The 24,736-nt window shown below is 55.4% G+C and carries 21 protein-coding genes; 16 read left to right on the top strand and 5 right to left on the bottom strand.

Annotated elements, in window-relative coordinates:
• Positions 1–62: 62 nt before the first annotated feature.
• The 4 genes from ACYZTS_RS24100 to ACYZTS_RS24085 all read right to left on the bottom strand — a co-directional run bounded on the left by ACYZTS_RS24100 (position 63) and on the right by ACYZTS_RS24085 (position 3,797).
• Entirely contained in the window at positions 63–803 is a 741-nt protein-coding gene (locus tag ACYZTS_RS24100) for a YciK family oxidoreductase (RefSeq protein ID WP_461992571.1), read from the bottom strand.
• Between the two features lie 228 nt (positions 804–1,031).
• The gene (gene mupP / locus ACYZTS_RS24095; protein WP_461992569.1) at positions 1,032–1,703 is read right to left on the bottom strand and encodes an N-acetylmuramic acid 6-phosphate phosphatase MupP; all 672 of its coding nucleotides are present in this window, start codon (positions 1,701–1,703) and stop codon (positions 1,032–1,034) included.
• A gap of 4 nt (positions 1,704–1,707) precedes the next feature.
• Positions 1,708–2,406, bottom strand: coding sequence for a bifunctional 2-polyprenyl-6-hydroxyphenol methylase/3-demethylubiquinol 3-O-methyltransferase UbiG (gene ubiG / locus ACYZTS_RS24090; RefSeq protein ID WP_150582017.1), 699 nt, complete (start codon positions 2,404–2,406; stop codon positions 1,708–1,710).
• Positions 2,407–2,462: 56 nt separating this feature from the next.
• The gene (locus ACYZTS_RS24085) at positions 2,463–3,797 is read right to left on the bottom strand and encodes a TRZ/ATZ family hydrolase (RefSeq protein WP_461992567.1); all 1,335 of its coding nucleotides are present in this window, start codon (positions 3,795–3,797) and stop codon (positions 2,463–2,465) included.
• 107 nt (positions 3,798–3,904) lie between these two features.
• On the opposite strand from ACYZTS_RS24085, the gene mtnA reads away from it, so the two are divergent.
• The 11 genes from mtnA to ACYZTS_RS24030 all read left to right on the top strand — a co-directional run bounded on the left by mtnA (position 3,905) and on the right by ACYZTS_RS24030 (position 17,878).
• Positions 3,905–4,981 (top strand): S-methyl-5-thioribose-1-phosphate isomerase, encoded by a 1,077-nt coding sequence (gene mtnA / locus ACYZTS_RS24080; protein ID WP_461992565.1) that lies wholly within the window; start codon positions 3,905–3,907, stop codon positions 4,979–4,981.
• A 444-nt stretch (positions 4,982–5,425) separates the two neighbouring features.
• On the top strand, positions 5,426–8,209 hold the full coding sequence (gene gyrA / locus ACYZTS_RS24075; RefSeq protein WP_461992563.1) for a DNA gyrase subunit A: 2,784 nt from the start codon (positions 5,426–5,428) through the stop codon (positions 8,207–8,209).
• Positions 8,210–8,531: 322 nt separating this feature from the next.
• Positions 8,532–9,617: a 3-phosphoserine/phosphohydroxythreonine transaminase gene (gene serC, locus ACYZTS_RS24070; protein WP_461992561.1), complete on the top strand. Its 1,086-nt coding sequence runs from the start codon at positions 8,532–8,534 to the stop codon at positions 9,615–9,617.
• Positions 9,617–10,711, top strand: a complete 1,095-nt coding sequence (gene pheA / locus ACYZTS_RS24065; protein ID WP_028620536.1) for a prephenate dehydratase — start codon at positions 9,617–9,619, stop codon at positions 10,709–10,711. The genes serC and pheA overlap by 1 nt, the downstream gene beginning before the upstream one ends.
• Positions 10,712–10,721: 10 nt before the next feature.
• Positions 10,722–11,834: a histidinol-phosphate transaminase gene (gene hisC, locus ACYZTS_RS24060; RefSeq protein WP_461992559.1), complete on the top strand. Its 1,113-nt coding sequence runs from the start codon at positions 10,722–10,724 to the stop codon at positions 11,832–11,834.
• Positions 11,835–11,862: 28 nt separating this feature from the next.
• Positions 11,863–14,070: a bifunctional prephenate dehydrogenase/3-phosphoshikimate 1-carboxyvinyltransferase gene (locus ACYZTS_RS24055; RefSeq protein WP_461996531.1), complete on the top strand. Its 2,208-nt coding sequence runs from the start codon at positions 11,863–11,865 to the stop codon at positions 14,068–14,070.
• Positions 14,067–14,756, top strand: a complete 690-nt coding sequence (gene cmk, locus ACYZTS_RS24050) for a (d)CMP kinase (RefSeq protein WP_461992557.1) — start codon at positions 14,067–14,069, stop codon at positions 14,754–14,756. Before ACYZTS_RS24055 ends, cmk begins: the two co-directional genes overlap by 4 nt.
• Positions 14,757–14,875: 119 nt before the next feature.
• Complete coding sequence (gene rpsA / locus ACYZTS_RS24045) at positions 14,876–16,567, top strand: 30S ribosomal protein S1 (protein WP_461992555.1); 1,692 nt, start codon at positions 14,876–14,878, stop codon at positions 16,565–16,567.
• A 319-nt stretch (positions 16,568–16,886) separates the two neighbouring features.
• The gene (locus tag ACYZTS_RS24040) at positions 16,887–17,165 is read left to right on the top strand and encodes a hypothetical protein (RefSeq protein WP_461992553.1); all 279 of its coding nucleotides are present in this window, start codon (positions 16,887–16,889) and stop codon (positions 17,163–17,165) included.
• 150 nt (positions 17,166–17,315) lie between these two features.
• Entirely contained in the window at positions 17,316–17,615 is a 300-nt protein-coding gene (ihfB, locus tag ACYZTS_RS24035) for an integration host factor subunit beta (protein ID WP_461992551.1), read from the top strand.
• A 26-nt stretch (positions 17,616–17,641) separates the two neighbouring features.
• The gene (locus tag ACYZTS_RS24030) at positions 17,642–17,878 is read left to right on the top strand and encodes a lipopolysaccharide assembly protein LapA domain-containing protein (RefSeq protein WP_461992549.1); all 237 of its coding nucleotides are present in this window, start codon (positions 17,642–17,644) and stop codon (positions 17,876–17,878) included.
• 71 nt (positions 17,879–17,949) lie between these two features.
• On the opposite strand, the gene ACYZTS_RS24025 is transcribed toward ACYZTS_RS24030, so the two are convergent.
• Positions 17,950–18,081, bottom strand: a complete 132-nt coding sequence (locus tag ACYZTS_RS24025; protein ID WP_461992547.1) for a hypothetical protein — start codon at positions 18,079–18,081, stop codon at positions 17,950–17,952.
• Between the two features lie 48 nt (positions 18,082–18,129).
• Between ACYZTS_RS24025 and ACYZTS_RS24020 the strand changes: the two genes are divergently transcribed.
• From ACYZTS_RS24020 to wbjC, 5 genes are all read left to right on the top strand, one after another.
• Positions 18,130–19,560 (top strand): polysaccharide biosynthesis protein, encoded by a 1,431-nt coding sequence (locus ACYZTS_RS24020; RefSeq protein ID WP_461992545.1) that lies wholly within the window; start codon positions 18,130–18,132, stop codon positions 19,558–19,560.
• 145 nt (positions 19,561–19,705) lie between these two features.
• A complete protein-coding gene (locus ACYZTS_RS24015) occupies positions 19,706–21,136 on the top strand; it encodes a hypothetical protein (protein ID WP_461992543.1) in 1,431 nt (476 codons plus the stop codon).
• A gap of 126 nt (positions 21,137–21,262) precedes the next feature.
• Positions 21,263–22,465 (top strand): glycosyltransferase, encoded by a 1,203-nt coding sequence (locus tag ACYZTS_RS24010; RefSeq protein ID WP_461992541.1) that lies wholly within the window; start codon positions 21,263–21,265, stop codon positions 22,463–22,465.
• Entirely contained in the window at positions 22,462–23,502 is a 1,041-nt protein-coding gene (locus tag ACYZTS_RS24005) for a polysaccharide biosynthesis protein (RefSeq protein WP_461992539.1), read from the top strand. Before ACYZTS_RS24010 ends, ACYZTS_RS24005 begins: the two co-directional genes overlap by 4 nt.
• Before the next feature lie 4 nt (positions 23,503–23,506).
• Positions 23,507–24,625, top strand: a complete 1,119-nt coding sequence (gene wbjC / locus ACYZTS_RS24000) for a UDP-2-acetamido-2,6-beta-L-arabino-hexul-4-ose reductase (RefSeq protein WP_461992537.1) — start codon at positions 23,507–23,509, stop codon at positions 24,623–24,625.
• Positions 24,626–24,736 lie beyond the last annotated feature (111 nt).

The raw sequence follows: 24,736 nt of genomic DNA, 5'->3' as shown, positions 1-24,736 counted from the left end.
TTTATCACGCTGTTGTCGTTTCGCGACGAATTTTCGTCGCGAAACTTATGCGACGTGCGGCACTACTGAGCGTTGAATGCCTGGCCGTTGATACCGGTGCTGTCCGGGCCCATCAGGTAGAGATAAACCGGCATGATCTCTTCAGGCGTCGGGTTGTTCAGCGGGTTCTCACCGGGGTATGCCTGCGCGCGCATGCTGGTGCGGGTGGCGCCCGGGTTGATGCTGTTGGAGCGTACCGGTGCCACGGTGTCTACTTCGTCTGCCAGGGTTTGCATCAGGCCTTCGGTGGCAAATTTCGATACGCCGTAAGCGCCCCAATAGGCACGACCCTTGCGGCCGACGCTGCTGGAGGTGAACACCACTGAGGCGTCCTGCGACAGCTTCAAAAGCGGCAGCAAAGTGCTGGTGAGCATGAACATCGCGTTAACGTTGACGTGCATGACCCGCATGAAGTTTTCGCCGGACAGTTGTTCGATCGGCGTGCGCGGACCGATGATCGACGCGTTGTGCAGCAGGCCGTCGAGATGACCGAACTCGGTTTCAATCATCGCCGCCAGCTCGTCGTATTGATGCGGTTGAGCGGTTTCGAGATTGAACGGGATCACGGCCGGTTGCGGATGACCCGCCGCTTCGATCTCGTCGTAGACCTGAGTCAGATTCGCTTCGGTTTTGCCCAGCAACAAAACGGTAGCGCCATGGGCGGCATAAGTCTTCGCAGCGGCCGCACCGATGCCACGACCGGCGCCGGTAACCAGAATGACCCGGCCCTTGAGCAATTCAGGGCGGGCGGAATAATCAAACATAACAATCCTCAGGACAAATCAAAAAGGCAGACATCTCGTATATGGAAGCGAACTCTCTGTGGCGAGGGAGCTTGCTCCCGCTCGGCTGCGAAGCAGTCGTGATGCAGTCAACTCTTTGTGACTGATTCACACTTTTTGGGGCCGCTTCGCAGCCCAGCGGGAGCAAGCTCCCTCGCCACAAAAAAGTTGTGTGCCTTAGAGCTGTACTGCCACATAAAAGCGCGCTGGTCAGCAACTACACAACGCGTTATCCAGCACTTCAATCAACTCCAGCGGGTGATCGATCACGGCGTCCGCGCCCCAGTGCTTCGGGTTGTCATCCGGGTGAATGTAGCCGTAGGTCACCGCGCAGGTCTTGGTCCCGGCATCACGGCCGGACTCGATATCGCGCAGGTCATCGCCAATGAACAACACGCTGGCCGGGTCCAGATCCAGCAGTTTGCACGCCAGCGTCAGCGGTTCCGGGTCTGGCTTGCTGTTGGTCACATGATCCGGGCAGATCAACACTTTCGAGCGCTCGGCCAACCCCAGTTGCTGCATGATCGGCTCGGCGAAGCGCACCGGTTTATTGGTGACCACGCCCCAGATCAGATTGGCCTTCTCGATTTTCTCCAGTACTTCGGCCATGCCATCGAACAGATGGCTATGCACCGCGCAACCCTTGAGATAACGGTCGAGAAACTCCTGACGCAATTCCTCGAAGCCGGGCGAATCCGGGTCCATGGAAAAGGTCGCAGCGACCATCGCCCGCGCACCACCAGAAATTTCGTCGCGAATGTACTGCGGGTTGATCGGCGGCAGGCCGCGGTCAGCGAGCATCGCCTGGGCAATCGCAATGAAGTCCGGCGCGGTGTCGAGCAGCGTGCCGTCCATGTCGAAAAGAACCGCTCTGAGACGCATCGCTTTACTCCTCGCGCAGGGTTTGAATCATGTAATTGACGTCCACGTCGGACGCCAGCTTGTAGTGTTTGGTCAGAGGGTTGTAGGTCAGGCCGATGATGTCCTTGACGGTCAGACCCGCCATGCGGCTCCAGGCACCCAGCTCGGAAGGGCGGATGAATTTCTTGAAGTCGTGGGTGCCGCGCGGGAGCAACTTCATGATGTATTCAGCGCCGACGATGGCGAACAGGTACGCCTTCGGATTGCGATTGATGGTGGAGAAAAACACCTGGCCGCCCGGTTTGACCATTTTGTAGCAGGCGCGAATCACCGACGACGGGTCCGGCACGTGTTCGAGCATTTCCAGGCACGTCACCACGTCGAACTGCTCAGGCATCTCTTCTGCCAGTGCTTCGGCGGTGATCTGCCGATATTCGACGGTCACGCCCGATTCCAGCTGATGCAACTGCGCGACCGCCAGCGGTGCTTCGCCCATGTCGATGCCCATCACGGTCGCGCCGCGTTGCGCCATGGCTTCGCTGAGAATGCCGCCGCCGCAACCGACGTCGAGGACCTTCTTGCCGGCCAGGTTCACGCGCTCGTCAATCCAGTTGACCCGCAGCGGGTTGATGTCGTGCAGCGGCTTGAATTCGCTCTCACGGTCCCACCAGCGATGGGCCAGCGCTTCGAATTTGGCGATCTCGGCGTAGTCGACGTTGCTCATGTTCAATCCTCTAAAACCTGAAAAATCCTGTTGCCCCGGCATTTGGTCCGGGGGGCTTACAATTCGTTCTGGCCGCTGATGCGCTGGCCCCAGGCCTTGGCGATGGCAGCCAGCTGTTGTTCGTCCATGCGTGTCAGGCGGCGCTCGTCGAGCAACTGCTTGCCGGCGACCCACAGGTGTTTCACGCAGTCGCGACCGGTGGCATATATAAGCTGCGACACCGGGTCGTAGACCGGTTGCTGCGCCAGCCCGGACAGGTCAAACGCGACCATGTCGGCCGCCTTGCCGATTTCCAGCGAGCCCACGTCGGCTTCGATACCCAGCGCGCGGGCGCCGTTCAGCGTGGCCATGCGCAGCGCGCGGTGGGCGTCCAGCGCCGTGGCCGAGCCGGCAACCGCTTTGGCCAGCAACGCGGCGGTGCGGGTTTCGCCGAGCAGGTCGAGGTCATTGTTGCTGGCCGCGCCGTCAGTGCCGATAGCGACATTGACACCCGCCTGCCACAAACGCTCGACCGGGCAGAAACCGCTGGCCAGTTTAAGGTTCGACTCCGGACAATGAATCACATTGGTGTTGCTTTCTACCAGCATCGCCAGGTCTTCTTCGCTGATCTGGGTCATGTGCACCGCCTGAAAGCGCGGGCCCAGCAGGCCAAGGCGTTCGAGGCGGGCCAATGGCCGTTCGCCTGTCTGCTCGACGGCTTGCTGCACTTCGAATGCCGTTTCGTGCACGTGCATGTGGATCGACGCGTCCAGCTCTTCGGCGATCACCCGGATTTTCTCGAGGTTCTCATCGCCGACGGTGTAAGGCGCGTGCGGGCCGAATGTCACTTTGATGCGTTCGTGATGCTTGAGGTCGGTGAACAATTCGACGCCCTGACGAATGGCTTCGTCTGCCGAGCCGGCGCCGGGGATGGGAAAGTCGAGAATCGGAATCGCGATCTGCGCGCGGATGCCGCTGTTGTGCACGCGCTCGCTGGCCACCTTGGGGAAAAAATACATGTCGGAAAAGCAGGTGATACCGCCCTTTATCTGCTCGGCGATGGCCAGATCGGTGCCATCGCGCACGAACGCTTCATCGACCCACTTGGCTTCGGCCGGCCAGATGTGGTTTTCCAGCCAGGTCATCAACGGCAAATCATCGGCCAGGCCGCGAAACAGCGTCATCGCGGCATGGCCATGGGCATTGATCAGGCCGGGGCTGAGCAGCACGTCCGGCAATTCACGGATTTCGCTTGCTTCAAGCTTCAGCGCGGCGGAACGTGGGCCGATAAAGACAATGCGCCCGTCGCGAATGCCCACGCCGTGCTCCTTGAGGACGACGCCTGCAGGTTCGACGGGTACCAGCCAGGTTGGCAGCAATAACAGGTCGAGCGCAGCGGCAGGGTTTGGCATCGAAGGTCGGTTCCAGAGCTTTTGTCAAAGAGGGCGAAGTATACCCGAGCGTCTTCGCGGGGGGCTCGCTATAATCGGCGGCTTTGTTACTGAGTACGGGGTGTGGGATGCGCGATCGACTGTTGGCTGCGGAGAAGGTGAAGGCCATCGATTGGCGAGATGGCGCCCTGTATCTGCTCGACCAGCGTATTTTGCCGTTCGAGGAAACCTGGATCGCCTACACCAGCGCGGCCGGCGTGGCCGAGGCGATTCGCTCGATGGTCGTGCGCGGCGCGCCGGCGATTGGCATCAGTGCGGCGTACGGGGTGGTGCTGGCCGCCCGGGCCCGCTTCGCCGAGGGTGGCGACTGGCACGCGGCACTGGAAGGAGACTTCGCGCTGCTGGCTGACTCGCGTCCGACGGCGGTGAATCTGTTCTGGGCACTGGCGCGCATGCGTGATCGGCTGGACCGCCTGAAAAAGCACGCCGATCCGTTGGCCGTGCTGGAAGCCGAGGCCATCGCCATCCACGACAGCGATCGCGAAGCCAACCTGACCATGGCGCAGCTCGGTGTCGACCTGATCCGCAAGCATCAGGGCAACGCGCAGACCATTCTGACTCACTGCAATACCGGCGCACTCGCCACCGGCGGCTTCGGCACGGCGCTGGGGGTGATTCGCGGGGCGTTCATCGAAGGCATGGTCGAGCGCGTTTACGCCGATGAAACCCGTCCATGGCTGCAAGGTTCGCGGCTGACCGCATGGGAGCTGGCCAACGAAGGCATTCCCGTGACGCTCAACGCAGACTCCGCCGCTGCGCACATCATGAAGACCAAAGGCATCACCTGGGTCATCGTCGGCGCCGACCGCATCACCGCCAATGGCGATGTGGCGAACAAGATCGGCACCTATCAGCTGGCGGTCAACGCCATGCACCACGGCGTGCGCTTCATGGTGGTGGCGCCGAGTTCGACCATCGACATGAACCTCGCCAGCGGTGACGACATCCCGATCGAAGAGCGCGACGGCCGCGAATTGCTGGAGGTCGGCGGCAAACGGGTTGGCGCGGATGTCGATGCGTTCAATCCGGTGTTCGACGTAACGCCTGCGGATCTGATCGATGTGATCGTCACCGAAAAGGGCATCATCGAACGGCCGGATACCGCCAAAATGGCGCAGTTGATGTGTCGCAAGCGGTTGCATTGATGTTCTTCAGCGCCTGATAAATCGCCTTCGCGAGCAGGCTCGCTCCCACATTTGACCAAGTCGAGCGCATATTTTGCACACGACACAGCTCCATTGTGGGAGCGAGCCTGCTCGCGAAGGGGCCCTGAAACCAAAAACACCTATCATCTGACCCCGAAATCTGCGTCAAACCCAGCTCTAAGCCCCTCTGATCCCCTATCAGCCCCTCACCACTCAACTAACTACACTCCATGCGCATCTGGGGGATAGGTGCGTGGCGGCTCTTGTGATAACATTCGGCGGTTTCCAAGGTAGCCCGATGTGGCTGCCTTTACTGCGCAGATCCATGGCATAAATCGTTGATTTGTCGTAAGTCGCTGCATGGCACTCAGCCTGCAGCGGCGAGCTTCGTTCGTCCCATATGGATGTGACGAGGTTTCACCAGAAAAAGGAATCAGGCTTCTCATGGGCGAACTGGCCAAAGAAATCCTCCCGGTCAATATCGAAGACGAGCTGAAGCAGTCCTACCTCGACTACGCGATGAGCGTAATTGTCGGGCGGGCACTGCCGGATGCGCGCGATGGCTTGAAGCCCGTGCACCGGCGTGTGCTGTTCGCGATGAGCGAGCTGGGCAACGACTTCAACAAGCCGTACAAGAAATCTGCCCGTGTTGTCGGTGACGTGATCGGTAAGTATCACCCCCACGGTGATACCGCGGTGTACGACACCATCGTTCGGATGGCGCAGCCATTCTCGCTGCGCTACCTGCTGGTAGACGGTCAGGGCAACTTCGGTTCGGTGGACGGCGATAACGCCGCGGCCATGCGATACACCGAAGTGCGCATGACCAAGCTGGCGCACGAGCTGCTGGCTGACCTGCACAAAGAAACCGTGGACTGGGTGCCGAACTACGACGGCACCGAAATGATCCCCGCGGTCATGCCGACCCGTATTCCCAACCTGCTGGTCAACGGCTCCAGCGGTATCGCCGTGGGCATGGCGACCAACATTCCGCCACACAACCTCGGTGAAGTCATCGACGGTTGCCTGGCGCTCATCGACAACCCCGAGTTGACCATCGATGAGCTGATGCAATACATCCCCGGTCCGGACTTCCCGACCGCCGCGATCATCAACGGTCGCGCCGGCATCATCGAAGCCTACCGCACCGGTCGCGGGCGCATTTACATGCGCGCCCGCTCGACCATCGAAGACATCGACAAGGTCGGTGGCCGTCAGCAGATCGTCATCACCGAACTCCCGTACCAGCTGAACAAGGCCCGTCTGATCGAGAAGATCGCCGAGCTGGTTAAAGAGAAGAAGCTGGAAGGCATCACCGAACTGCGCGACGAGTCCGACAAGGACGGTATGCGCGTCGTGATCGAACTGCGTCGAGGCGAAGTGCCTGAGGTGATCCTCAACAACCTCTACGCCCAGACCCAGTTGCAGGCAGTGTTCGGCATCAACATCGTCGCGCTGATCGACGGCCGTCCGCGGATCCTCAACCTCAAGGATCTGCTGGAAGCCTTCGTGCGTCACCGTCGCGAAGTCGTCACCCGCCGTACCGTGTTCGAACTGCGTAAAGCACGCGAACGCGGTCACATCCTTGAAGGTCAAGCGGTTGCCCTGTCGAACATCGACCCGGTCATCGCCCTGATCAAGGCTTCGCCGACACCGTCGGAAGCCAAGGAAGCGCTGATCAAGACCGCGTGGGAATCGTCCGCCGTAGTCGCGATGGTTGAGCGCGCCGGTGCCGATTCGTGCCGTCCGGAGACCCTCGATCCGCAATACGGTCTGCGTGAAGGCAAGTACTTCCTGTCGCCGGAACAGGCGCAAGCGATTCTCGAACTGCGTCTGCACCGCCTGACCGGTCTGGAACACGAGAAGCTGCTGGCCGAGTATCAAGAGATCCTCAACCAGATCGGCGAACTGATCCGCATCCTCAGCAGCGCCACGCGCCTGATGGAAGTGATCCGCGAAGAACTGGAAGTGATCCGCGCCGAATACGGCGATGTGCGTCGCACCGAGATTCTCGATGCCCGTCTCGACCTGACCCTGGGTGACATGATCCCGGAAGAAGAGCGCGTCGTGACCATTTCCCACGGTGGCTACGCCAAGACCCAGCCATTGGCTGCGTATCAGGCTCAGCGTCGTGGCGGCAAAGGCAAATCGGCTACCGGCGTCAAGGACGAGGACTACATCGCGCACCTGCTGGTCGCCAACAGCCACACCACGCTGCTGCTGTTCTCCAGCAAAGGCAAGGTGTACTGGCTGAAAACCTACGAAATCCCGGAAGCTTCCCGCGCTGCCCGTGGTCGTCCGCTGGTCAACCTGCTGCCGCTGAGCGAGGGTGAATACATCACCACCATGCTCCCGGTCGATCTGGAAGCCATGCGCAAGCGAGCTGACGCCGAAGACGCCGAAAGCATCGAGACCGATCTCGAAGAGCTGGAAAACAGCAACGAAACCGAAGAAGAGCGCAAGGCGCGAATCAAGGCTGCAGACAAAAAGAAGGCCCCGTTCATCTTCATGTCGACTGCCAACGGTACGGTCAAGAAGACTCCGCTGGTGGCGTTCAGCCGTCAGCGTAGCGTCGGTCTGATCGCGCTCGAGCTGGACGAAGGCGACATTCTGATTTCTGCTGCCGTCACCGATGGCGAGCAGGAGATCATGCTGTTCTCCGACGGCGGCAAGGTCACCCGCTTCAAGGAATCCGAAGTTCGCGCCATGGGCCGTACCGCTCGCGGTGTGCGCGGCATGCGTCTGCCGGAAGGGCAGAAGCTGATTTCCATGCTGATCCCGGAAGAAGGCAGCGAGATCCTCACTGCCTCGGCCCGTGGTTACGGCAAGCGCACGGCGATCGCCGAATTCCCTGAGTACAAGCGTGGCGGTCAGGGCGTTATCGCCATGGTCAGCAACGACCGCAACGGCCGTCTGGTCGGCGCGGTCCAGGTGCAGGATGGAGAGGAGATCATGCTGATTTCCGACCAGGGCACACTGGTGCGTACTCGCGTCGACGAAGTCTCCAGCCTGGGTCGTAACACCCAAGGCGTGACCCTGATCAAACTGGCCAGCGACGAAACGCTGGTCGGTCTGGAACGGGTTCAGGAGCCGTCGGAAGTCGAGGGCGAGGAGCTCGAAGGCGAGGAGGGCGAAGAAGGTGCAGTGTTCGACGGTGAGGTCGTGATCGACGACGCAGTCGAAGACCAGCAACTCGACGCCGCCGCAGACGAAGAACCGCAAGAGTAAGCGGACAAACAGGGGGCGGATGAAAATTCGCCCCCTTGTTGTTTGTCCCGTTTGAAAATTTGCGACACTGCACTTCCTTGATGGGTAATGCTGCTCTCTTGAGGTTTGTTTGATTCATTGTGGCGAGGGAGCTTGCTCCCGCTGGGCTGCGCAGCGGCCCCTGTTTTTTTTGTGAGCGCTTCGCACTCAAGCGGGAGCAAGCTCCCTCGCCACGGATTCATCCATGCCTGAAGTGAGTGGTAACCCTGTGGGGGCGAGCTTGCTAGCTCCCACAGTGCAGACTCAAGATTTATGTGACCACCAAATCAGAGCGAGATTGGATGTGAGCAAGAGAGCCTATAACTTCTGTGCCGGTCCTGCGGCGCTTCCTGAAGCTGTTCTGAAGCGCGCTCAGGGTGAACTCCTCGATTGGCACGGCAAGGGCCTGTCGGTCATGGAAATGAGCCATCGCAGCGATGAGTTCGTGTCCATCGCGACCAAGGCCGAGCAGGATCTGCGTGATCTGCTGAATATCCCGTCGAACTACAAAGTGCTGTTTCTGCAAGGTGGCGCCAGCCAGCAATTTGCTCAGATCCCTCTGAACCTGTTGCCCGAAAGCGGCACCGCCGATTACATCGACACCGGTATCTGGTCGCAGAAAGCCATCGAAGAAGCCTCGCGCTACGGCCATGTCAACGTTGCCGCCACCGCCAAGCCTTACGACTATTTCGCCATCCCCGGCCAGAACGAATGGAACCTGTCGAAAGACGCCGCCTACGTTCACTACGCACCGAACGAAACCATCGGCGGCCTGGAATTCCAGTGGATCCCGGAAACCGGTGATGTGCCACTGGTCGCCGACATGTCCTCGGACATTCTTTCGCGTCCGGTAGACATCTCGCGTTTCGGCATGATCTACGCCGGCGCACAGAAAAACATCGGCCCGAGCGGTCTGGTGGTCAACATCATCCGCGAAGACTTGCTCGGCAAGGCCCGTTCCCTGTGCCCGACCATGCTCAACTACAAGGTCGCGGCGGATAACGGCTCGATGTACAACACCCCGCCGACCCTGGCCTGGTACTTGTCCGGTCTGGTGTTCGAATGGCTGAAAGAGCAGGGCGGTGTCGAAGTCATCGGCAAGCTCAATGAAGAAAAACAGCGCACGCTGTACAGCTTCATCGACGCCAGCGGCCTCTACAGCAACCCGATCAACCCGTCCGACCGTTCGTGGATGAACGTGCCGTTCCGCCTCGCGGACGACCGTCTCGACAAACCGTTCCTCGCCGGCGCCGACGAGCGTGGCCTGTTGAACCTCAAGGGTCACCGTTCCGTAGGCGGCATGCGCGCCTCCATCTATAACGCCGTCGACATCGGTGCGGTCAACGCGCTGATTTCGTACATGGCAGAGTTCGAGAAGGAACACGGCTAATGTCTGAGCAAGAACTCAAGGCACTGCGCGTTCGCATCGATGCGCTGGACACCAAAGTCCTCGAGCTGATCAGCGAGCGCGCACGCTGCGCCCAGGAAGTGGCGCGGGTAAAAATGGCCTCGCTGGCCGAAGGCGAAGTGCCGGTGTTCTATCGTCCCGAGCGCGAAGCTCAGGTGCTCAAGCGTGTGATGGAGCGCAATCAGGGGCCGCTGGGCAACGAAGAGATGGCGCGGCTGTTCCGCGAAATCATGTCCTCGTGCCTCGCCCTCGAGCAGCCGCTGAAAGTCGCCTACCTCGGCCCTGAAGGCACGTTCACCCAAGCGGCGGCCATGAAGCATTTCGGCCACGCGGTGATCAGCAAGCCAATGGCGGCGATCGACGAAGTGTTCCGCGAAGTGGCTGCCGGTGCGGTGAATTTCGGCGTGGTCCCGGTGGAAAACTCCACCGAAGGCGCGGTCAACCACACGCTGGACAGCTTTCTCGAACACGACATGGTTATCTGTGGCGAAGTCGAGTTGCGCATTCACCACCACTTGCTGGTCGGCGAAAACACCAAGACCGACAGCATCAGCCGCATCTATTCCCACGCGCAGTCGCTGGCCCAGTGCCGCAAGTGGCTCGACGCACACTACCCGAATGTCGAACGCGTCGCGGTGTCGAGCAACGCCGAAGCGGCCAAGCGGGTCAAGGGTGAGTGGAATTCGGCGGCAATTGCCGGCGACATGGCGGCAGGCCTGTACGGGCTGACCCGTCTTGCCGAAAAAATCGAGGATCGCCCGGACAACTCCACGCGATTCCTGATGATCGGCAGCCAGGAAGTGCCACCGACCGGCGACGACAAGACCTCGATCATCGTTTCCATGAGCAACAAACCCGGCGCCCTGCACGAATTGCTCGTGCCGTTCCACGACAATGGCATCGACCTGACGCGCATCGAGACACGTCCGTCGCGCAGCGGTAAATGGACCTACGTGTTCTTTATCGATTTCGTCGGTCACCACCGCGATCCGTTGATCAAAGGTGTGCTGGAAAAGATCAGTCAGGAAGCAGTAGCACTCAAAGTGCTGGGTTCCTACCCGAAAGCAGTTCTCTAAGGGGTAGCAAATGAGTGGCGACTTCCTCGCTCTGGCACAGCCGGGCGTACAACAACTTTCGCCTTACGTTCCGGGCAAACCCGTGGACGAACTGGCGCGCGAGCTGGACATCGATCCGTCGAGCATCGTCAAACTGGCGAGCAACGAAAACCCGCTGGGCGCCAGTCCGAAAGCGCTAAACGCGATTCGTGATGAACTGGCCGAGCTGACCCGTTATCCCGACGGCAACGGTTTCGCGCTGAAGACCCTGCTGGCCGATCAGTGCCGCGTTGAGCTCGATCAAGTCACGCTGGGCAACGGTTCCAATGACATTCTCGAGCTGGTCGCGCGCGCCTACCTGGCGCCGGGCCTCAACGCGGTGTTCAGCGAGCACGCGTTTGCGGTCTACCCGATCGTCACGCAAGCCGTCGGCGCTACCGCTAAAGTGATCCCGGCCAAAGACTGGGGCCACGATCTGTCGGCCATGCTCGCCGCGATCGATGCCGACACCCGCGTGGTGTTCATCGCCAACCCGAATAACCCGACCGGCACCTGGTTCGGCGCAGAAGCGCTGGACGAATTCCTGCAGGACGTTCCGGCCCACGTGCTGGTCGTGCTGGACGAGGCCTACATCGAATACGCCGAAGGCAGCGACTTGCCGGACGGTCTCGATTACCTGGCGGCGTACCCGAATCTGCTGGTCTCGCGCACCTTCTCCAAGGCTTACGGATTGGCAGCTTTGCGCGTCGGTTACGGCTTGTCGACTGCCGTGGTGGCCGATGTGCTCAACCGCGTGCGTCAGCCGTTCAACGTCAACAGCCTGGCCCTCGCCGCTGCGTGCGCTGCCTTGCAAGACACCGATTACCTGGCACAAAGCCGTCGCCTCAACGAGGCCGGCATGCAACAGCTGCAAGCGGGTTTCCGCGAGCTGGGTCTGAGCTGGATTCCATCCAAAGGCAATTTCATCTGCGTCGATCTCGGCCAGGTGGCCGCGCCAGTGTTCCAGGGTCTGCTGCGTGAAGGCGTGATCGTGCGCCCGGTGGCCAATTACGGCATGCCGAACCATTTGCGCATCACCATCGGTCTGCCGACGGAAAACACGCGTTTCCTTGAGGCACTGACCAAGGTTCTGGCTCGTGGTTGATGTCACTACACTGCAACCTGCTGCACCTATGATCGGTCGCCTGGTGGTGGTCGGTCTGGGTTTGATCGGTGGTTCGTTCGCCAAAGGTGTGCGTGAAAGTGGCCTGTGCCGCGAAGTGGTCGGCGTCGATCTCGATCCGCAGTCGCGCAAGCTGGCGGTGGAGTTGGGCGTGGTCGATCGCTGCGAAGAAGACCTGACCGTTGCCTGTCAGGGTGCCGACGTGATCCAGCTCGCCGTGCCGATTCTGGCCATGGAAAAAATGCTCGCGCGTCTGGCGGCGATGGATCTGGGCTCGGCGATTCTCACCGACGTCGGCAGTGCCAAAGGCAATGTCGTGCGTGCTGCCACCGAAGCCTTTGGGGGCATGCCGCCGCGTTTCGTCCCGGGCCATCCGATTGCCGGTTCCGAGCAGAGCGGGGTGGAAGCCTCCAACGCCGAGCTGTTCCGTCGCCACAAAGTCATTTTGACACCGCTGGATCAGACCGATCCGGCCGCACTGGCAGTGGTTGACCGTTTATGGCGCGAATTGGGCGCCGATGTCGAGCACATGCAGGTCGAGCGTCATGACGAAGTGCTGGCGGCGACCAGCCATTTGCCACACCTGCTGGCGTTCGGCTTGGTCGATTCATTGGCCAAGCGCAATGAAAACCTTGAGATCTTCCGTTACGCTGCCGGCGGTTTCCGTGATTTCACAAGAATCGCGGGAAGTGACCCGGTCATGTGGCACGACATCTTCCTCGCCAACCGCGAAGCTGTCCTGCGCACACTCGATACATTTCGCAGCGACCTCGACGCCTTGCGCGACGCGGTCGATGCAGGGGATGGGCACCAATTGTTGGGCGTGTTCACACGCGCACGGGTTGCCCGCGAGCATTTCAGTAAAATCCTGGCCCGCCGGGCCTATGTGGACGCTATGAACTCCAACGACCTGATTTTCCTGGCACAACCTGGTGGCCGCCTGACTGGGCGGATTCGTGTACCGGGCGACAAATCGATTTCCCACCGCTCGATCATGCTCGGCTCCCTCGCCGAAGGCGTCACCGAAGTCGAAGGCTTTCTTGAGGGCGAAGACGCCCTGGCGACCTTGCAAGCCTTCCGCGACATGGGCGTAGTGATCGAAGGGCCGCACCACGGCCGCGTGACCATTCACGGCGTCGGCCTGCATGGCTTGAAGCCAGCGCCGGGCCCGATCTATCTGGGCAACTCCGGCACCTCGATGCGTCTGCTGTCCGGCCTGCTGGCGGCGCAGAACTTCGACAGCACCCTGACCGGCGACGCCTCGTTGTCCAAGCGTCCGATGAACCGCGTGGCCAATCCGCTGCGTGAAATGGGCGCCGTGATCGAGACCGCTGCCGAAGGTCGTCCGCCGATGGTCATCCGTGGTGGTAACAAGCTCAAAGGCCTGACCTACACCATGCCGATGGCCAGTGCCCAGGTTAAATCCTGCCTGCTGCTGGCCGGTCTGTACGCCGACGGCAAAACCACCGTCACCGAGCCAGCGCCGACCCGCGATCACACCGAGCGCATGCTGCGTGGCTTCGGCTACCCGGTCAGCGTTGACGGCGCGACGGCGTCGGTCGAGTCCGGGCACAAGCTGACCGCGACTCACATTGAAGTGCCGGGCGATATCTCGTCTTCAGCGTTCTTCCTTGTCGCGGCTTCGATTGCCGAAGGTTCCGAGCTGGTGCTCGAGCACGTCGGCATCAACCCGACCCGCACCGGCGTCATCGACATCCTGCGTCTGATGGGCGCCGACATCACCCTGGAAAACCGGCGTGAAGTCGGCGGCGAACCGGTTGCGGATCTGCGCGTACGGGCGGCTAAACTCAAAGGCATCGAGATTCCCGAAGCGCTGGTCCCACTGGCCATCGACGAATTCCCGGTGCTGTTCGTGGCCGCCGCCTGTGCCGAAGGGCGCACCGTGTTGCGCGGCGCCGAAGAGCTGCGCGTCAAGGAATCGGACCGCATTCAGGTCATGGCCGATGGCTTGCTGGCCCTTGGCGTCAAATGCGAGCCGACGCCGGACGGCATCATCATCGATGGCGGCCTGATCGGCGGCGGCGAAGTGCACGGTCACGGCGATCACCGCATTGCCATGGCCTTCAGCGTTGCCTCGTTGCGCGCTACAGCGCCGATCCGCATCCATGACTGCGCCAACGTTGCAACGTCGTTCCCGAACTTCCTCGCGCTGTGCGCCCAGGTCGGCATTCGTGTGGCACAAGAGGCTCAATCGTGAAAAATATCGCACCGGTCATCACCATTGATGGGCCAAGCGGCTCTGGCAAAGGCACGGTCGCCGGCATTCTGGCCAAGCAACTGGGCTGGAACCTGCTGGACTCCGGTGCGCTTTATCGCTTGCTGGCCTTCGCCGCGCATAACCACGGCGTCGACCTGACCAACGAAGAACTGCTCAAGCAACTTGCCGCTCATCTGGATGTGCAGTTCATCGCGGCGACCGACGGTCAGCTGCAGCGCATCATTCTGGAAGGGGACGAGGTCAGCGACGTGATCCGTACCGAGAGCGTCGGCTCGGGTGCGTCGCAGGTTGCCGCACTACCGGCGGTCCGCGAAGCCTTGCTGCAGAGGCAGCGAGCCTTCCAGGAGATGCCGGGCCTGGTCGCCGATGGGCGCGACATGGGCACCGTAGTATTCCCGGACGCGCCGCTGAAAATCTTCCTGACTGCCAGTGCCGAGGAGCGTGCGCGCCGTCGTTACTTGCAGTTGAAGGGCAAAGTCGATGGTGTTAGTCTGTCGAGTCTGCTAGATGAGATACGTGCACGCGATGAGCGTGACACCCAGCGAGCGGTAGCCCCGCTCAAGCCGGCGGCTGACGCCATTCAGCTGGATTCCACGGAATTATCCATCGATCAGGTGTTGCAACGCATCATGAGCGAGATCGCACTCCGCGATATCGCCGGGTGACCAAGAAGCGTTTCAGGGGACCAGTCATAGTCCTGCGGTGCTTCTTTAAATGAACGTAACCCACGTCGTCTGGGATGTGGAGATGGGCGTATTCTTCGCCCTTATACTCAGGAATTAAAATGAGCGAAAGCTTTGCGGAACTCTTTGAAGAAAGCCTAAAAGCCCTGAACCTTCAGGCAGGCTCCATCATCACCGGTGTTATCGTTGATATCGATTACCAAGCACGTTGGGTAACCGTTCACGCTGGCCTGAAGTCTGAAGCACTCATCCCGCTTGAGCAGTTCTACAACGACGCTGGCGATCTGACTATCAATGTCGGTGACGAAGTTCACGTTGCTCTGGACTCGGTTGAAGACGGCTTTGGTGAAACCAAGCTGTCCCGTGAAAAAGCCAAGCGCGCCGAGTGCTGGATCGTTCTGGAAGCAGCCTTCGCAGCCGAAGAAGTGGTCAAGGGCGTTATCAACGGTAAGGTTAAAGGCGGCTTCACAGTCGACGTTAACGGCATCCGTGCGTTCCTGCCAGGTTCTCTGGTTGACGTTCGTCCAGTGCGCGACACCACGCACCTGGAAGGCAAAGAGCTGGAATTCAAGGTCATCAAGCTGGACCAGAAGCGCAACAACGTTGTCGTTTCCCGTCGCAGCGTCCTGGAAGCCGAGAACTCCGCCGAGCGCGAAGCTCTGCTGGAATCCTTGCAGGAAGGCCAACAAGTCAAAGGTATCGTCAAGAACCTCACCGATTACGGCGCATTCGTCGATCTGGGTGGCGTCGATGGCCTGCTGCACATTACCGACATGGCTTGGAAGCGTATCAAGCATCCATCGGAAATCGTCAACGTTGGCGACGAGATCGATGTCAAGGTTCTGAAGTACGATCGCGAACGCAATCGTGTTTCCCTGGGCCTCAAGCAGCTGGGCGAAGATCCATGGGTTGCTATCAAAGCCCGTTACCCAGAAAGCACTCGCGTTACCGCTCGTGTAACCAACCTGACCGACTACGGCTGCTTCGCTGAGCTGGAAGAAGGCGTTGAAGGCCTGGTACACGTTTCCGAAATGGACTGGACCAACAAGAACATCCACCCTTCGAAAGTCGTACAAGTCGGCGACGAAGTGGAAGTTATGGTTCTGGACATCGACGAAGAGCGTCGTCGTATCTCCCTCGGCATCAAGCAGTGCAAATCTAACCCATGGGAAGATTTCTCTGGCCAGTTCAACAAGGGCGATAAAATCTCCGGCACCATCAAGTCGATCACCGATTTCGGTATCTTCATTGGTCTGGACGGCGGCATCGACGGTCTGGTTCACCTGTCCGACATCTCCTGGAACGAAGTGGGCGAAGAAGCCGTTCGCCGCTTCAAGAAGGGCGACGAGCTGGACACCGTTATCCTGTCGGTTGACCCGGAGCGCGAGCGCATCTCCCTGGGTATCAAGCAACTGGAAAGCGATCCGTTCTCCGAGTACGTTCAAGAGAACGACAAAGGCGCAATCGTTAAAGGCATCGTAAAAGAAGTTGACGCTAAAGGCGCCATCATCACTCTGGCCGACGATATCGAAGCGACTCTGAAAGCCTCCGAAATCAGCCGTGACCGCGTTGAAGACGCGCGCAACGTTCTGAAGGAAGGCCAGGAAGTAGAAGCCAAGATCATCAGCGTTGACCGCAAGAGCCGTGTAATCCAGCTCTCCATCAAGTCGAAAGACGATGCTGAAGAGAAAGAAGCCATCCAAAGCTTGAAAGACAAGCCTTCGGATAGCATCGCTGCTGGTCCTACCACTCTGGGCGACCTGTTGCGTGCACAAATGGAAAAACAGAACTAAGTTCTGTCAGACCATAGAAAAAGGGCGACTTCGGTCGCCCTTTTTCATGCCCAAAATTCACCACCCCCGCCCCAACCCTTGTAGGAGCCAGCCTGCTGGCGATTCCTGAAATCACCACTCCTTCCCAGACAAACCCCACCATCACTAACACCCCATGCCCATGTTCTTCCCAACTTAAAATCCCTTCATCCCACTGTTCCATGAACCATCCCCCCAAAAAAACTGTCCCTTTCTTTAACAGGATCAAATGCTTAATTGCAGCTACTCTATAGCCTGAAGCAAACGCCAGTCGGGCAGAGCGCCCGACATAAGGAAGTGAATGAACAAGCTCATCGTCACATTGGTTCTACTGACATTGGCGGGCTGTGCAACAGGTGCCAAAACTCACTCAGTGCGTGGGGTTAGCGGCATCGAGGTTGATTGCTCCGGCCTGGGCTCAGGCTGGGAAAAGTGCCATAAGCGCGCGGCCAAGGAATGCAAAGGCGCAGGCTACAAAGTAGTGACGCGATCCGATGATGCCAAGGATGAAGACCAATACCCATTCGGCTTCAATCCCGCAGGCCTGGTAACCCGAACCATGTTGGTGATTTGCAAGTAAATCTAGCGAAGGAATAGCGGTTCAGTGCCCCGTAATCGGGCAACGCACTGCTGGCGGTAGCGTGGAGAAAGTCGGACTGTTCAAATTCATCCGGTCATGCTAAAACCTTGGTAGCGATTTTCCTAGCTGCTTGAAAAAGAAGGGAAAAATATGACGAAGTCGGAGTTGATCGAACGAATTGTCACCCATCAAGGGCTGCTCTCATCCAAGGATGTGGAGCTGGCCATCAAGACCATGCTTGAACAAATGTCCCAATGCCTGGCCACCGGGGATCGGATTGAGATTCGGGGTTTTGGTAGTTTTTCTCTGCATTACCGCGCGCCAAGGGTTGGGCGGAATCCTAAGACTGGGCAGTCGGTGAGCCTGGATGGGAAGTTTGTACCGCATTTCAAGCCGGGGAAGGAGCTGCGGGATCGGGTGAATGAGGAAGAAGAGGAGGGCCTACTTTAAGGCCTCCACAAAGCAAGGAACCGTAAATGCGTAATTTTCAACGAGTACTGCTGGCCGTTTTGGGCTTGCTGATTGTTCTGGCAATCCTTGCGTTCGTTCTTGAGAACCAGCAATCAGTTTCGTTGCAATTCGTGGGTTGGGCGGGGCCAGAACTCCCTGTTGCCGTTGCTGTGGTAATTGCGTTTCTTCTTGGAATGCTGATTGGTCCGGTGACTGTCCTTTTGAGACGCAGTACACGCAGGCGGAAGCGTCCCTTGGTCTGAACTGGTTATCACCGTCTATCGCTAATGAAGGTGAAGAATGTGTGTGCGCTGAATGACTGATTGCGACGGCTTCACGCCTGTCCGGTATTTTCAAGCTCTAACCTGAGTTGCTGGCGAGGTAGCGCCTTGCCTGAAAATCGCAAACATGCGATGCTTCCCTCATTATTTGTTGCGCAAAATGATGATGCTCCATCTTCAGCCATTAGTTGCTCCTTGATTGATCCCGAAGAAAACAGTTTAAACGGAATTAGATGAATATGAGTGTCTTTCTTCGAAAGCTGATGCTTTATGTACCAGTAAAGTTGGTTCCTGCGGTGTCAGGCATATTCTTGGTGTTCTTCCTTTATAAGTCGTTTCCAGCCGGTGAATATGTAAGTTATTCCGTTAGCTTGTTCTGCTCTTTAATGGCTGCTCAATTGTGTGCCGGATGGGTGGGGAACTCGTTTATATACTATTATTCAGGTGTTGGAGATAGATCGAGTTTTGTCTCGAATTGCATATTCGTCATATTATGCATTGCGCCATTTGCTGCCCTTTTGGCGGCTACAATTTCCGCGATGTTTGTAGATGAAAGCGGCGTTTTTGTCCTTGTATGGTTACTATGCTTGAGTCAAATTGTCTTTTTTTTCTTGTCCTCGATATGTCAGGCCGGTTTCATGGTGAAACAACAGCTAGTTGCTGTGATCTTGCAAGCAGCTGCGCAAATCGGGCTGGTTCTATATTACTTTAACTTTGCCGAGATCGATCTAGAGAATGCATTGTTCGCATTGATAGCGGGCTATTCTGTCGCGGTTATTTTGATGTTCGTATATCTTTCTCGTATTTTTATTTTCTCTAATCCTTTTTCAAATGTGGGCCAGCTAAGATTTGATCTGAAAAGCATATTCCAATATGGCGGTGCGCTTTCGCCATGGATTTTTGGGATGTTAGTTATGGCGGGCGCGGACCGGCTAGCAATCGGATATTATGAAGTTCAATTTGGTGATTCATATTTGTCACTTAAAGATTTGTTCGTAGGGGGTGGCGGCCTTTTAAGTATGCCGCTGCTAATGATGGTGCATCCATTTTTAATAAAAAAATTCAGAGATGGTGTCTTTGCTATAAGCATCATAGAAAGCTCCTCTAGTTTCCTTATAGTGGCTTTTGCACTTCTATGGTCCGTGTTGTATTTTGTTGGTTTTGATTTTTTTGAGAGAGTTACGGGCAAGGAGTTAGGTGCATCACGATTAATAATTTTCTACGCATTCGCCGGCGTGTTTTTGAACAGTGCAGCGGTGTATTTCCAGAAACGTCTTGAAGTTCATAGAAAAATGAAACTCTTGGCATTTCTTTCGTTGGCCTCCGCGCTCATGTCTATAGGTTTTGCCTGGGTTGGAGGATATTTTTGGGGGCTGCACGGGATCGCTCTCGGAGTATTGTTGGCGCAACTCGTCTATTTTGTTTATGTCATATCGAGCTTGTATAAACGTCTTAGTGTTTATAGGTGCTTTACTCTCCCGGTGATAATTTCATCTTTAGCTTTTTTATCAGGATATCTCTTAAATTTTGCATTGACATCGGAATTAGACAACGCGATCTGGTGGGTGGATTCAGTTTACTGGCTGGCTGGGTTTTCAGTCGTATCCATCTTTGCATTAATAAAAGGCGTCAGATGGAGCGAGTTTATGAAGGCTACCCTATAAGGTCGTGCGTAATTTCGCAACCAAGTTGCTATAGGCTCCATATGTTTGAGTAGGCAGGGACTGCAGTATCACAAGAATGTGCACGAAAGCGAATTCTTGTGATGTAGGATAATGTTAGTGGAATCTTTCAGTAGGATGCATGGTAATGGCTTTTCTAGAAGATCTTAGGTTGTGGCTTTCTAAAAACTTAGCGCCAGTGATATTTCTGAGTGCTTATTTTCTTACGGTAGTTTTAGGAAATATAATATACTGGCTTCCCTTCGGAAGAACGCTGTTAGAGCGAGACAGCTACACTGCGAAAATTCTTGGGTTTGAAACTCTTTTTACTCCGGGCTATTGGTTGTTGCTTTTTCTGCCTTTTTTAATAACGCCGTTAGTCGTAGTATTGGTTAAGTATTTTTTTAGTGGCGTAATCGAAAAATATGCCGCGAAAATACGGGAGTTTTCTATATTTGAATATTCCTTTATAGCCGTGATTTTTTACTCTTTTGTACTCTATTCGCTAATTCGAGCCGACGCATTTTCACTGTTCTTGGCTGGGACTGATTCGGTGTCCTCTGTACTCGCGAGATTTCAAATCAGAGATCAGTTGGGTTTTGCACCTCTCGCGGTGTTAATGTCGATACTTCATTATCTTTCAATTTATTCTTTAATAAGATGGATGCGTTGTAAACAGTCTTTCTGGCTAGTCACAACCATCTGCAATACGATGTTGATGTCATTGTTTTTAACTATGCTCAACATGAAGTGGCCTGTGCTAATTTTTTATGCCGGCCTTGTATTAGCAATCTTTGTCTACGCAAAGCGTTATGCATACCTGAAAACTATAATGGGCGGGGTGTTGCTTGTTTTCATGTATTTCTTGATTTCTGCTTTTGTATTCAGACTCGCACCAGCGATAACGACACCCCCACTGGCGGAAACGTCAGCGCCCGTCGTCGAAACGCCTGCTGTGGTGATACCGAGCATTAGTACGCCAGAGAAATCAACGGTAGAAAATAGTGTCGACGATGATGTAGATACTAAAGTTCCCGATTTAATAGAGAATGTTACAAACGTAGGGGGGGCGGCAGCTCAAAATGCTCCGATGCTGCTATTTAACGTAGTTAACAGGATGGCGATAATCTATCCCTACTACTATGAAGTTTTTACGCAGGAGGGCGCAGTGTGCGGCGGTGTCATGGCTCAAGCGAAGGTAGGGCAACCTTGCCGCCCAAGTACATACATTTACGGTCGGATATTTGATGATCAATTTAAAGGTAGAGGAACCGCGCCCGCGGCGGTGCAAGTCTCGGCCTATGCTCTAGGTGGATGGTCGTTAGCCATCGTCGCATTGCTCTGCGCATCAATTATCCTCGGAATATTTGCATCACTCCCGCTTGGAATTAGTGCGACAGTTGGATCGCTTGCCGTCACTGGAGCCATCACCGGTTATCACTTTTCCCAATTGCCTGGTGAGGGCCCGATTTTTTATGATCACGGGATTTTTTGGACGTTTTTGGTGCTTGGGGTATTTGGACTGTGGCGAGTGATAGGTTCGGCCTTTGGTCTGCTCACCGAGAGTGCCAATAGTTAGTTGTTACATGAGGCGTAGGATTGCGCCCGCTTTAGCTTCTGAATCTTTTCAGCCAAGTGGGCGCATACTTCTGGGATAACTTGAACACCTGTTCATCGATACGCAGAGATACGTTAAGAGGCCGAAATGAGTAAGCGCGTAGTTTTGGTAGGGTTTTGTGTCGGCGACGAGTATTTTGAGAAGTTTTCCAAGGGTGACCCTTATCCGCAAGTTGCTGCTTACAAATTAGAAAGCAGGTTTCTTGATGCCCTGCGCATTGACGGTAATGTTGTAGATACGGTAGCGACGATCGCTGTCTCTACATTTCCTCGTAACAGGAAAATATACTTTCCCGGTGGGCGTAACAATGCTTCTAATGGCGAGTCCAGTGTTATACCTTTGATTAATCTCCCACTATTGAAAATAGTCACTCGTTTTTTTGGTGTGCTTGGTGGTTTGCTGAAATCGCGTAAAAGACAGATGAGCATTGTTTGTGTATATGCAGCTCATACGCCAAATTTACTCGCCGCTTATGTGGTACGAAAAATATTTGGAATACCCTTTTTTGTTTACATACCTGATCTGCCAATCTATATGGATATGGGGATGGGAAGATCTTTTGTTACACGATCGCTGAAAAAACTGGATGCCTGGTTGATTGATTGTCTGATCGACAATTCTTCGGGTGTATTTGTTGCTAGTAAGTATATGGTTACTGACAGTGCCAAATGGTCAAGTAAGCCATATATGGTTCTCGAAGGCATCGCTAATTCAGCGGTTGATCAGCGAGAAATATCTATCGGATCGCTAGCTCCAAAGGTAATTTTTTATGCTGGAGGTTTAAGCAAAGCCTACGGAATTGTCGAGTTGGTAGAGGGTTTTATCAAGGCAGAATCCGGCTACGAACTTTGGCTGTGCGGTCGCGGAGAACTGGAACCCTATTTGTCGGAAATGGCTTCATGCCATCCTTCGATTAAATATTTAGGGTTTCTCAGTGCAAGAGAAGTTGAAACGATACAATCCAATTCGGCTTGTCTCATTTTGAGCAGAGACCCGCGTGAAACATATACGCGGTATTCGTTTCCGTCCAAATTGCTAGAGTACATGGTTAGCGGTGTGCCAGTTTTGACTACACGGTTGAGCGGAATTCCTGATGAATACCACGATTTTTTGAATGTGATTGAAGACCCCTCAATTGAGGGTATTTGTGCTGCTGTCACCACATTCTGTGCATCTGATCAGGAGATTTTGTCCCAAAAGGCAGCTTGTGGTAGAATTTGGGTTTTGAAGAACAAAACTAGCTCTGCCGTCGGACGAAAAATTATAGATTTTATGGAGATGAATAATTGAATTATTTTAGCGGTAAGAAACTTCTAATCACCGGCGGCACCGGTTCTTTTGGCAATGCTGTGCTTAAGCGCTTTCTCGATACAGATATTGCTGAAATTCGAATCTTCAGCCGGGATGAGAAAAAACAAGACGACATGCGGAAGTTTTACGCGAACTCCAAACTTAAGTTTTATATTGGTGATGTTCGGGATTATCAGAGCGTAATCAATGCCACGCGAGGCGTGGACTATATTTTTCATGCTGCAGCATTGAAGCAGGTCCCTTCATGCGAATTTCACCCAATGGAAGCGGTGAAGACTAACGTCCTGGGCACAGAAAACGTACTTGAAGCGGCCATCTTGAATGGTGTCAAACGCGTCGTTTGCCTTAGCACAGACAAGGCAGTTTATCCCATCAATGCGATGGGTATCTCCAAGGCGATGATGGAAAAGGTAATGGTTGCCAAGTCACGTGGGGCCGATGACGACAAAACTGTCATCTGTGGCACGCGTTACGGCAATGTGATGGCCTCTCGTGGATCTGTGATTCCACTATTTATTCAGCAAATTCGCGACGGCAAGGCTCTTACCCTTACGGATCCGAATATGACGCGTTTCATGATGACACTCGCTGATGCTGTGGATCTAGTGCTTTATGCATTTGAGCACGGAAATAACGGTGATATGTTTGTACAAAAAGCGCCCGCAGCTACCGTCGAAGTTCTCGCCAAAGCATTAACCGAAATGCTCAATCTACCTGAACATCCTATTCAAGTTATTGGTACTCGCCATGGCGAAAAGTTGTACGAGGCACTGTTAAGTCGTGAGGAAATGGCTTGCGCTGAAGATCGTGGTGAATATTTCCGAGTACCGCCAGATTTGCGAGATTTGAATTATGCAAAATTTGTAGAGCAGGGCGAGGAAAAGATATCTAGAACTGAAGACTACAATTCGCACAATACTGTAAGACTGGATGTGGAAGGTATGAAACAGCTACTGTTGAAGCTTGATTTCATGCGCGCCATTCAGCGTGGCGAGCACGCCACACCTGAGGAATGACGGAATGAAAGTTCTGATCACCGGTGCTAACGGTTTTGTTGGTAAGAACCTTATCGCTCACCTTAATGAGCGTAAAGATGTAGAGATCGTGCGTTTCACCCGCGACGATGAGGTGTCTAGTCTGCCTGCTCTCGTGGGCGAGATGGATTTTGTGTTCCATCTGGCTGGCATTAATCGTCCTAAGGACCCAGAGGAGTTCGTAACTGGTAACGCGGATTTGACTCAAGCATTATGTGATGCCTTGGCGGCTTCGGGTCGCGCTGTACCGGTAATCTATACATCATCAAGTCAAGCCGCGTTGGATAATTCATATGGCAGCAGCAAAAAAGCTGCAGAACAAGCACTGATTGAATTCGCCAATGCGACCGGCGCATTAGTACGTATATTTCGTCTTCCAAATGTTTTTGGTAAATGGGCTCGGCCGAACTACAACTCCGCTGTGGCTACTTTTTGCCACAATATTGTCAACGAAATACCGATCCAGATTAACGATCCCGATGCAAATATTAACCTTGTATATATAGATGACGTAATCAATTGTTTCGTCGCTGCGATGGATGGGAAGTTTTCAGCAGATCAGTTTGCCCTGGTGGAGCCTCAGTATTGCATTAGTGTTGGTGCCCTGGCGCATCAACTGCGGGCGTTCCGTGACAGTCGTGAAACGCTAATCACGGAGCCTGTCGGAAATGGACTAACTCGAGCACTATACTCTACATATGTTAGTTACTTGACGCCGGATCAGTTTACTTACGGAGTACCTAAATATGGTGACCCGAGGGGTGTGTTTGTTGAAATGCTCAAGACGGCCGACAGTGGGCAGTTTTCGTATTTTACAGCTCACCCTGGAGTGACTCGCGGGGGGCACTACCATCATTCGAAAACTGAAAAATTTCTTGTGATAAAAGGTAACGCATGCTTCCGTTTTCGGCATATTGTCTCGGGCGAATTCTACGAGTTATTTACAGCAGGTGAAAAGCCTGAAGTTGTGGAAACTGTTCCAGGATGGACTCACGACATTACCAACGTGGGTGACGAGGAAATGATCGTGATGCTGTGGGCAAACGAAATTTTTAATCGCGACCTCCCTGACACCTACTCGCTTCCGCTATCACCCGCATCGTAAGAACCACCGGAATCCCTGCTCTATATTTAGGGGCGGGGTTCCAGTGCCACTCACTGAGATTCGCGTCGGGCATACTGGATCGATGACTGTTCGGGGGATATGAATATCTTT

This window comes from Pseudomonas sp. TMB3-21 (assembly GCF_054898145.1).
Note: the sequence above shows the minus strand (reverse complement) of the source record. Positions and strands in the feature narration are given on the sequence as shown.

Coding starts and splice junctions, on each gene's coding strand:
- pheA (WP_028620536.1), top strand. CDS start 9,617: ATGTCTGAGCAAGAACTCAAGGCACTGCGCGTTCGCATCGATGCGCTG.
- ACYZTS_RS24010 (WP_461992541.1), top strand. CDS start 21,263: ATGAGTAAGCGCGTAGTTTTGGTAGGGTTTTGTGTCGGCGACGAGTAT.
- ACYZTS_RS24025 (WP_461992547.1), bottom strand. CDS start 18,081: ATGGCTGAAGATGGAGCATCATCATTTTGCGCAACAAATAATGAGGGA.
- ubiG (WP_150582017.1), bottom strand. CDS start 2,406: ATGAGCAACGTCGACTACGCCGAGATCGCCAAATTCGAAGCGCTGGCC.
- mtnA (WP_461992565.1), top strand. CDS start 3,905: ATGCGCGATCGACTGTTGGCTGCGGAGAAGGTGAAGGCCATCGATTGG.
- hisC (WP_461992559.1), top strand. CDS start 10,722: ATGAGTGGCGACTTCCTCGCTCTGGCACAGCCGGGCGTACAACAACTT.
- mupP (WP_461992569.1), bottom strand. CDS start 1,703: ATGCGTCTCAGAGCGGTTCTTTTCGACATGGACGGCACGCTGCTCGAC.
- ACYZTS_RS24100 (WP_461992571.1), bottom strand. CDS start 803: ATGTTTGATTATTCCGCCCGCCCTGAATTGCTCAAGGGCCGGGTCATT.
- ihfB (WP_461992551.1), top strand. CDS start 17,316: ATGACGAAGTCGGAGTTGATCGAACGAATTGTCACCCATCAAGGGCTG.
- gyrA (WP_461992563.1), top strand. CDS start 5,426: ATGGGCGAACTGGCCAAAGAAATCCTCCCGGTCAATATCGAAGACGAG.
- rpsA (WP_461992555.1), top strand. CDS start 14,876: ATGAGCGAAAGCTTTGCGGAACTCTTTGAAGAAAGCCTAAAAGCCCTG.
- ACYZTS_RS24055 (WP_461996531.1), top strand. CDS start 11,863: ATGATCGGTCGCCTGGTGGTGGTCGGTCTGGGTTTGATCGGTGGTTCG.
- ACYZTS_RS24030 (WP_461992549.1), top strand. CDS start 17,642: ATGCGTAATTTTCAACGAGTACTGCTGGCCGTTTTGGGCTTGCTGATT.
- ACYZTS_RS24020 (WP_461992545.1), top strand. CDS start 18,130: ATGAATATGAGTGTCTTTCTTCGAAAGCTGATGCTTTATGTACCAGTA.
- ACYZTS_RS24015 (WP_461992543.1), top strand. CDS start 19,706: ATGGCTTTTCTAGAAGATCTTAGGTTGTGGCTTTCTAAAAACTTAGCG.
- wbjC (WP_461992537.1), top strand. CDS start 23,507: ATGAAAGTTCTGATCACCGGTGCTAACGGTTTTGTTGGTAAGAACCTT.
- ACYZTS_RS24040 (WP_461992553.1), top strand. CDS start 16,887: ATGAACAAGCTCATCGTCACATTGGTTCTACTGACATTGGCGGGCTGT.
- ACYZTS_RS24085 (WP_461992567.1), bottom strand. CDS start 3,797: ATGCCAAACCCTGCCGCTGCGCTCGACCTGTTATTGCTGCCAACCTGG.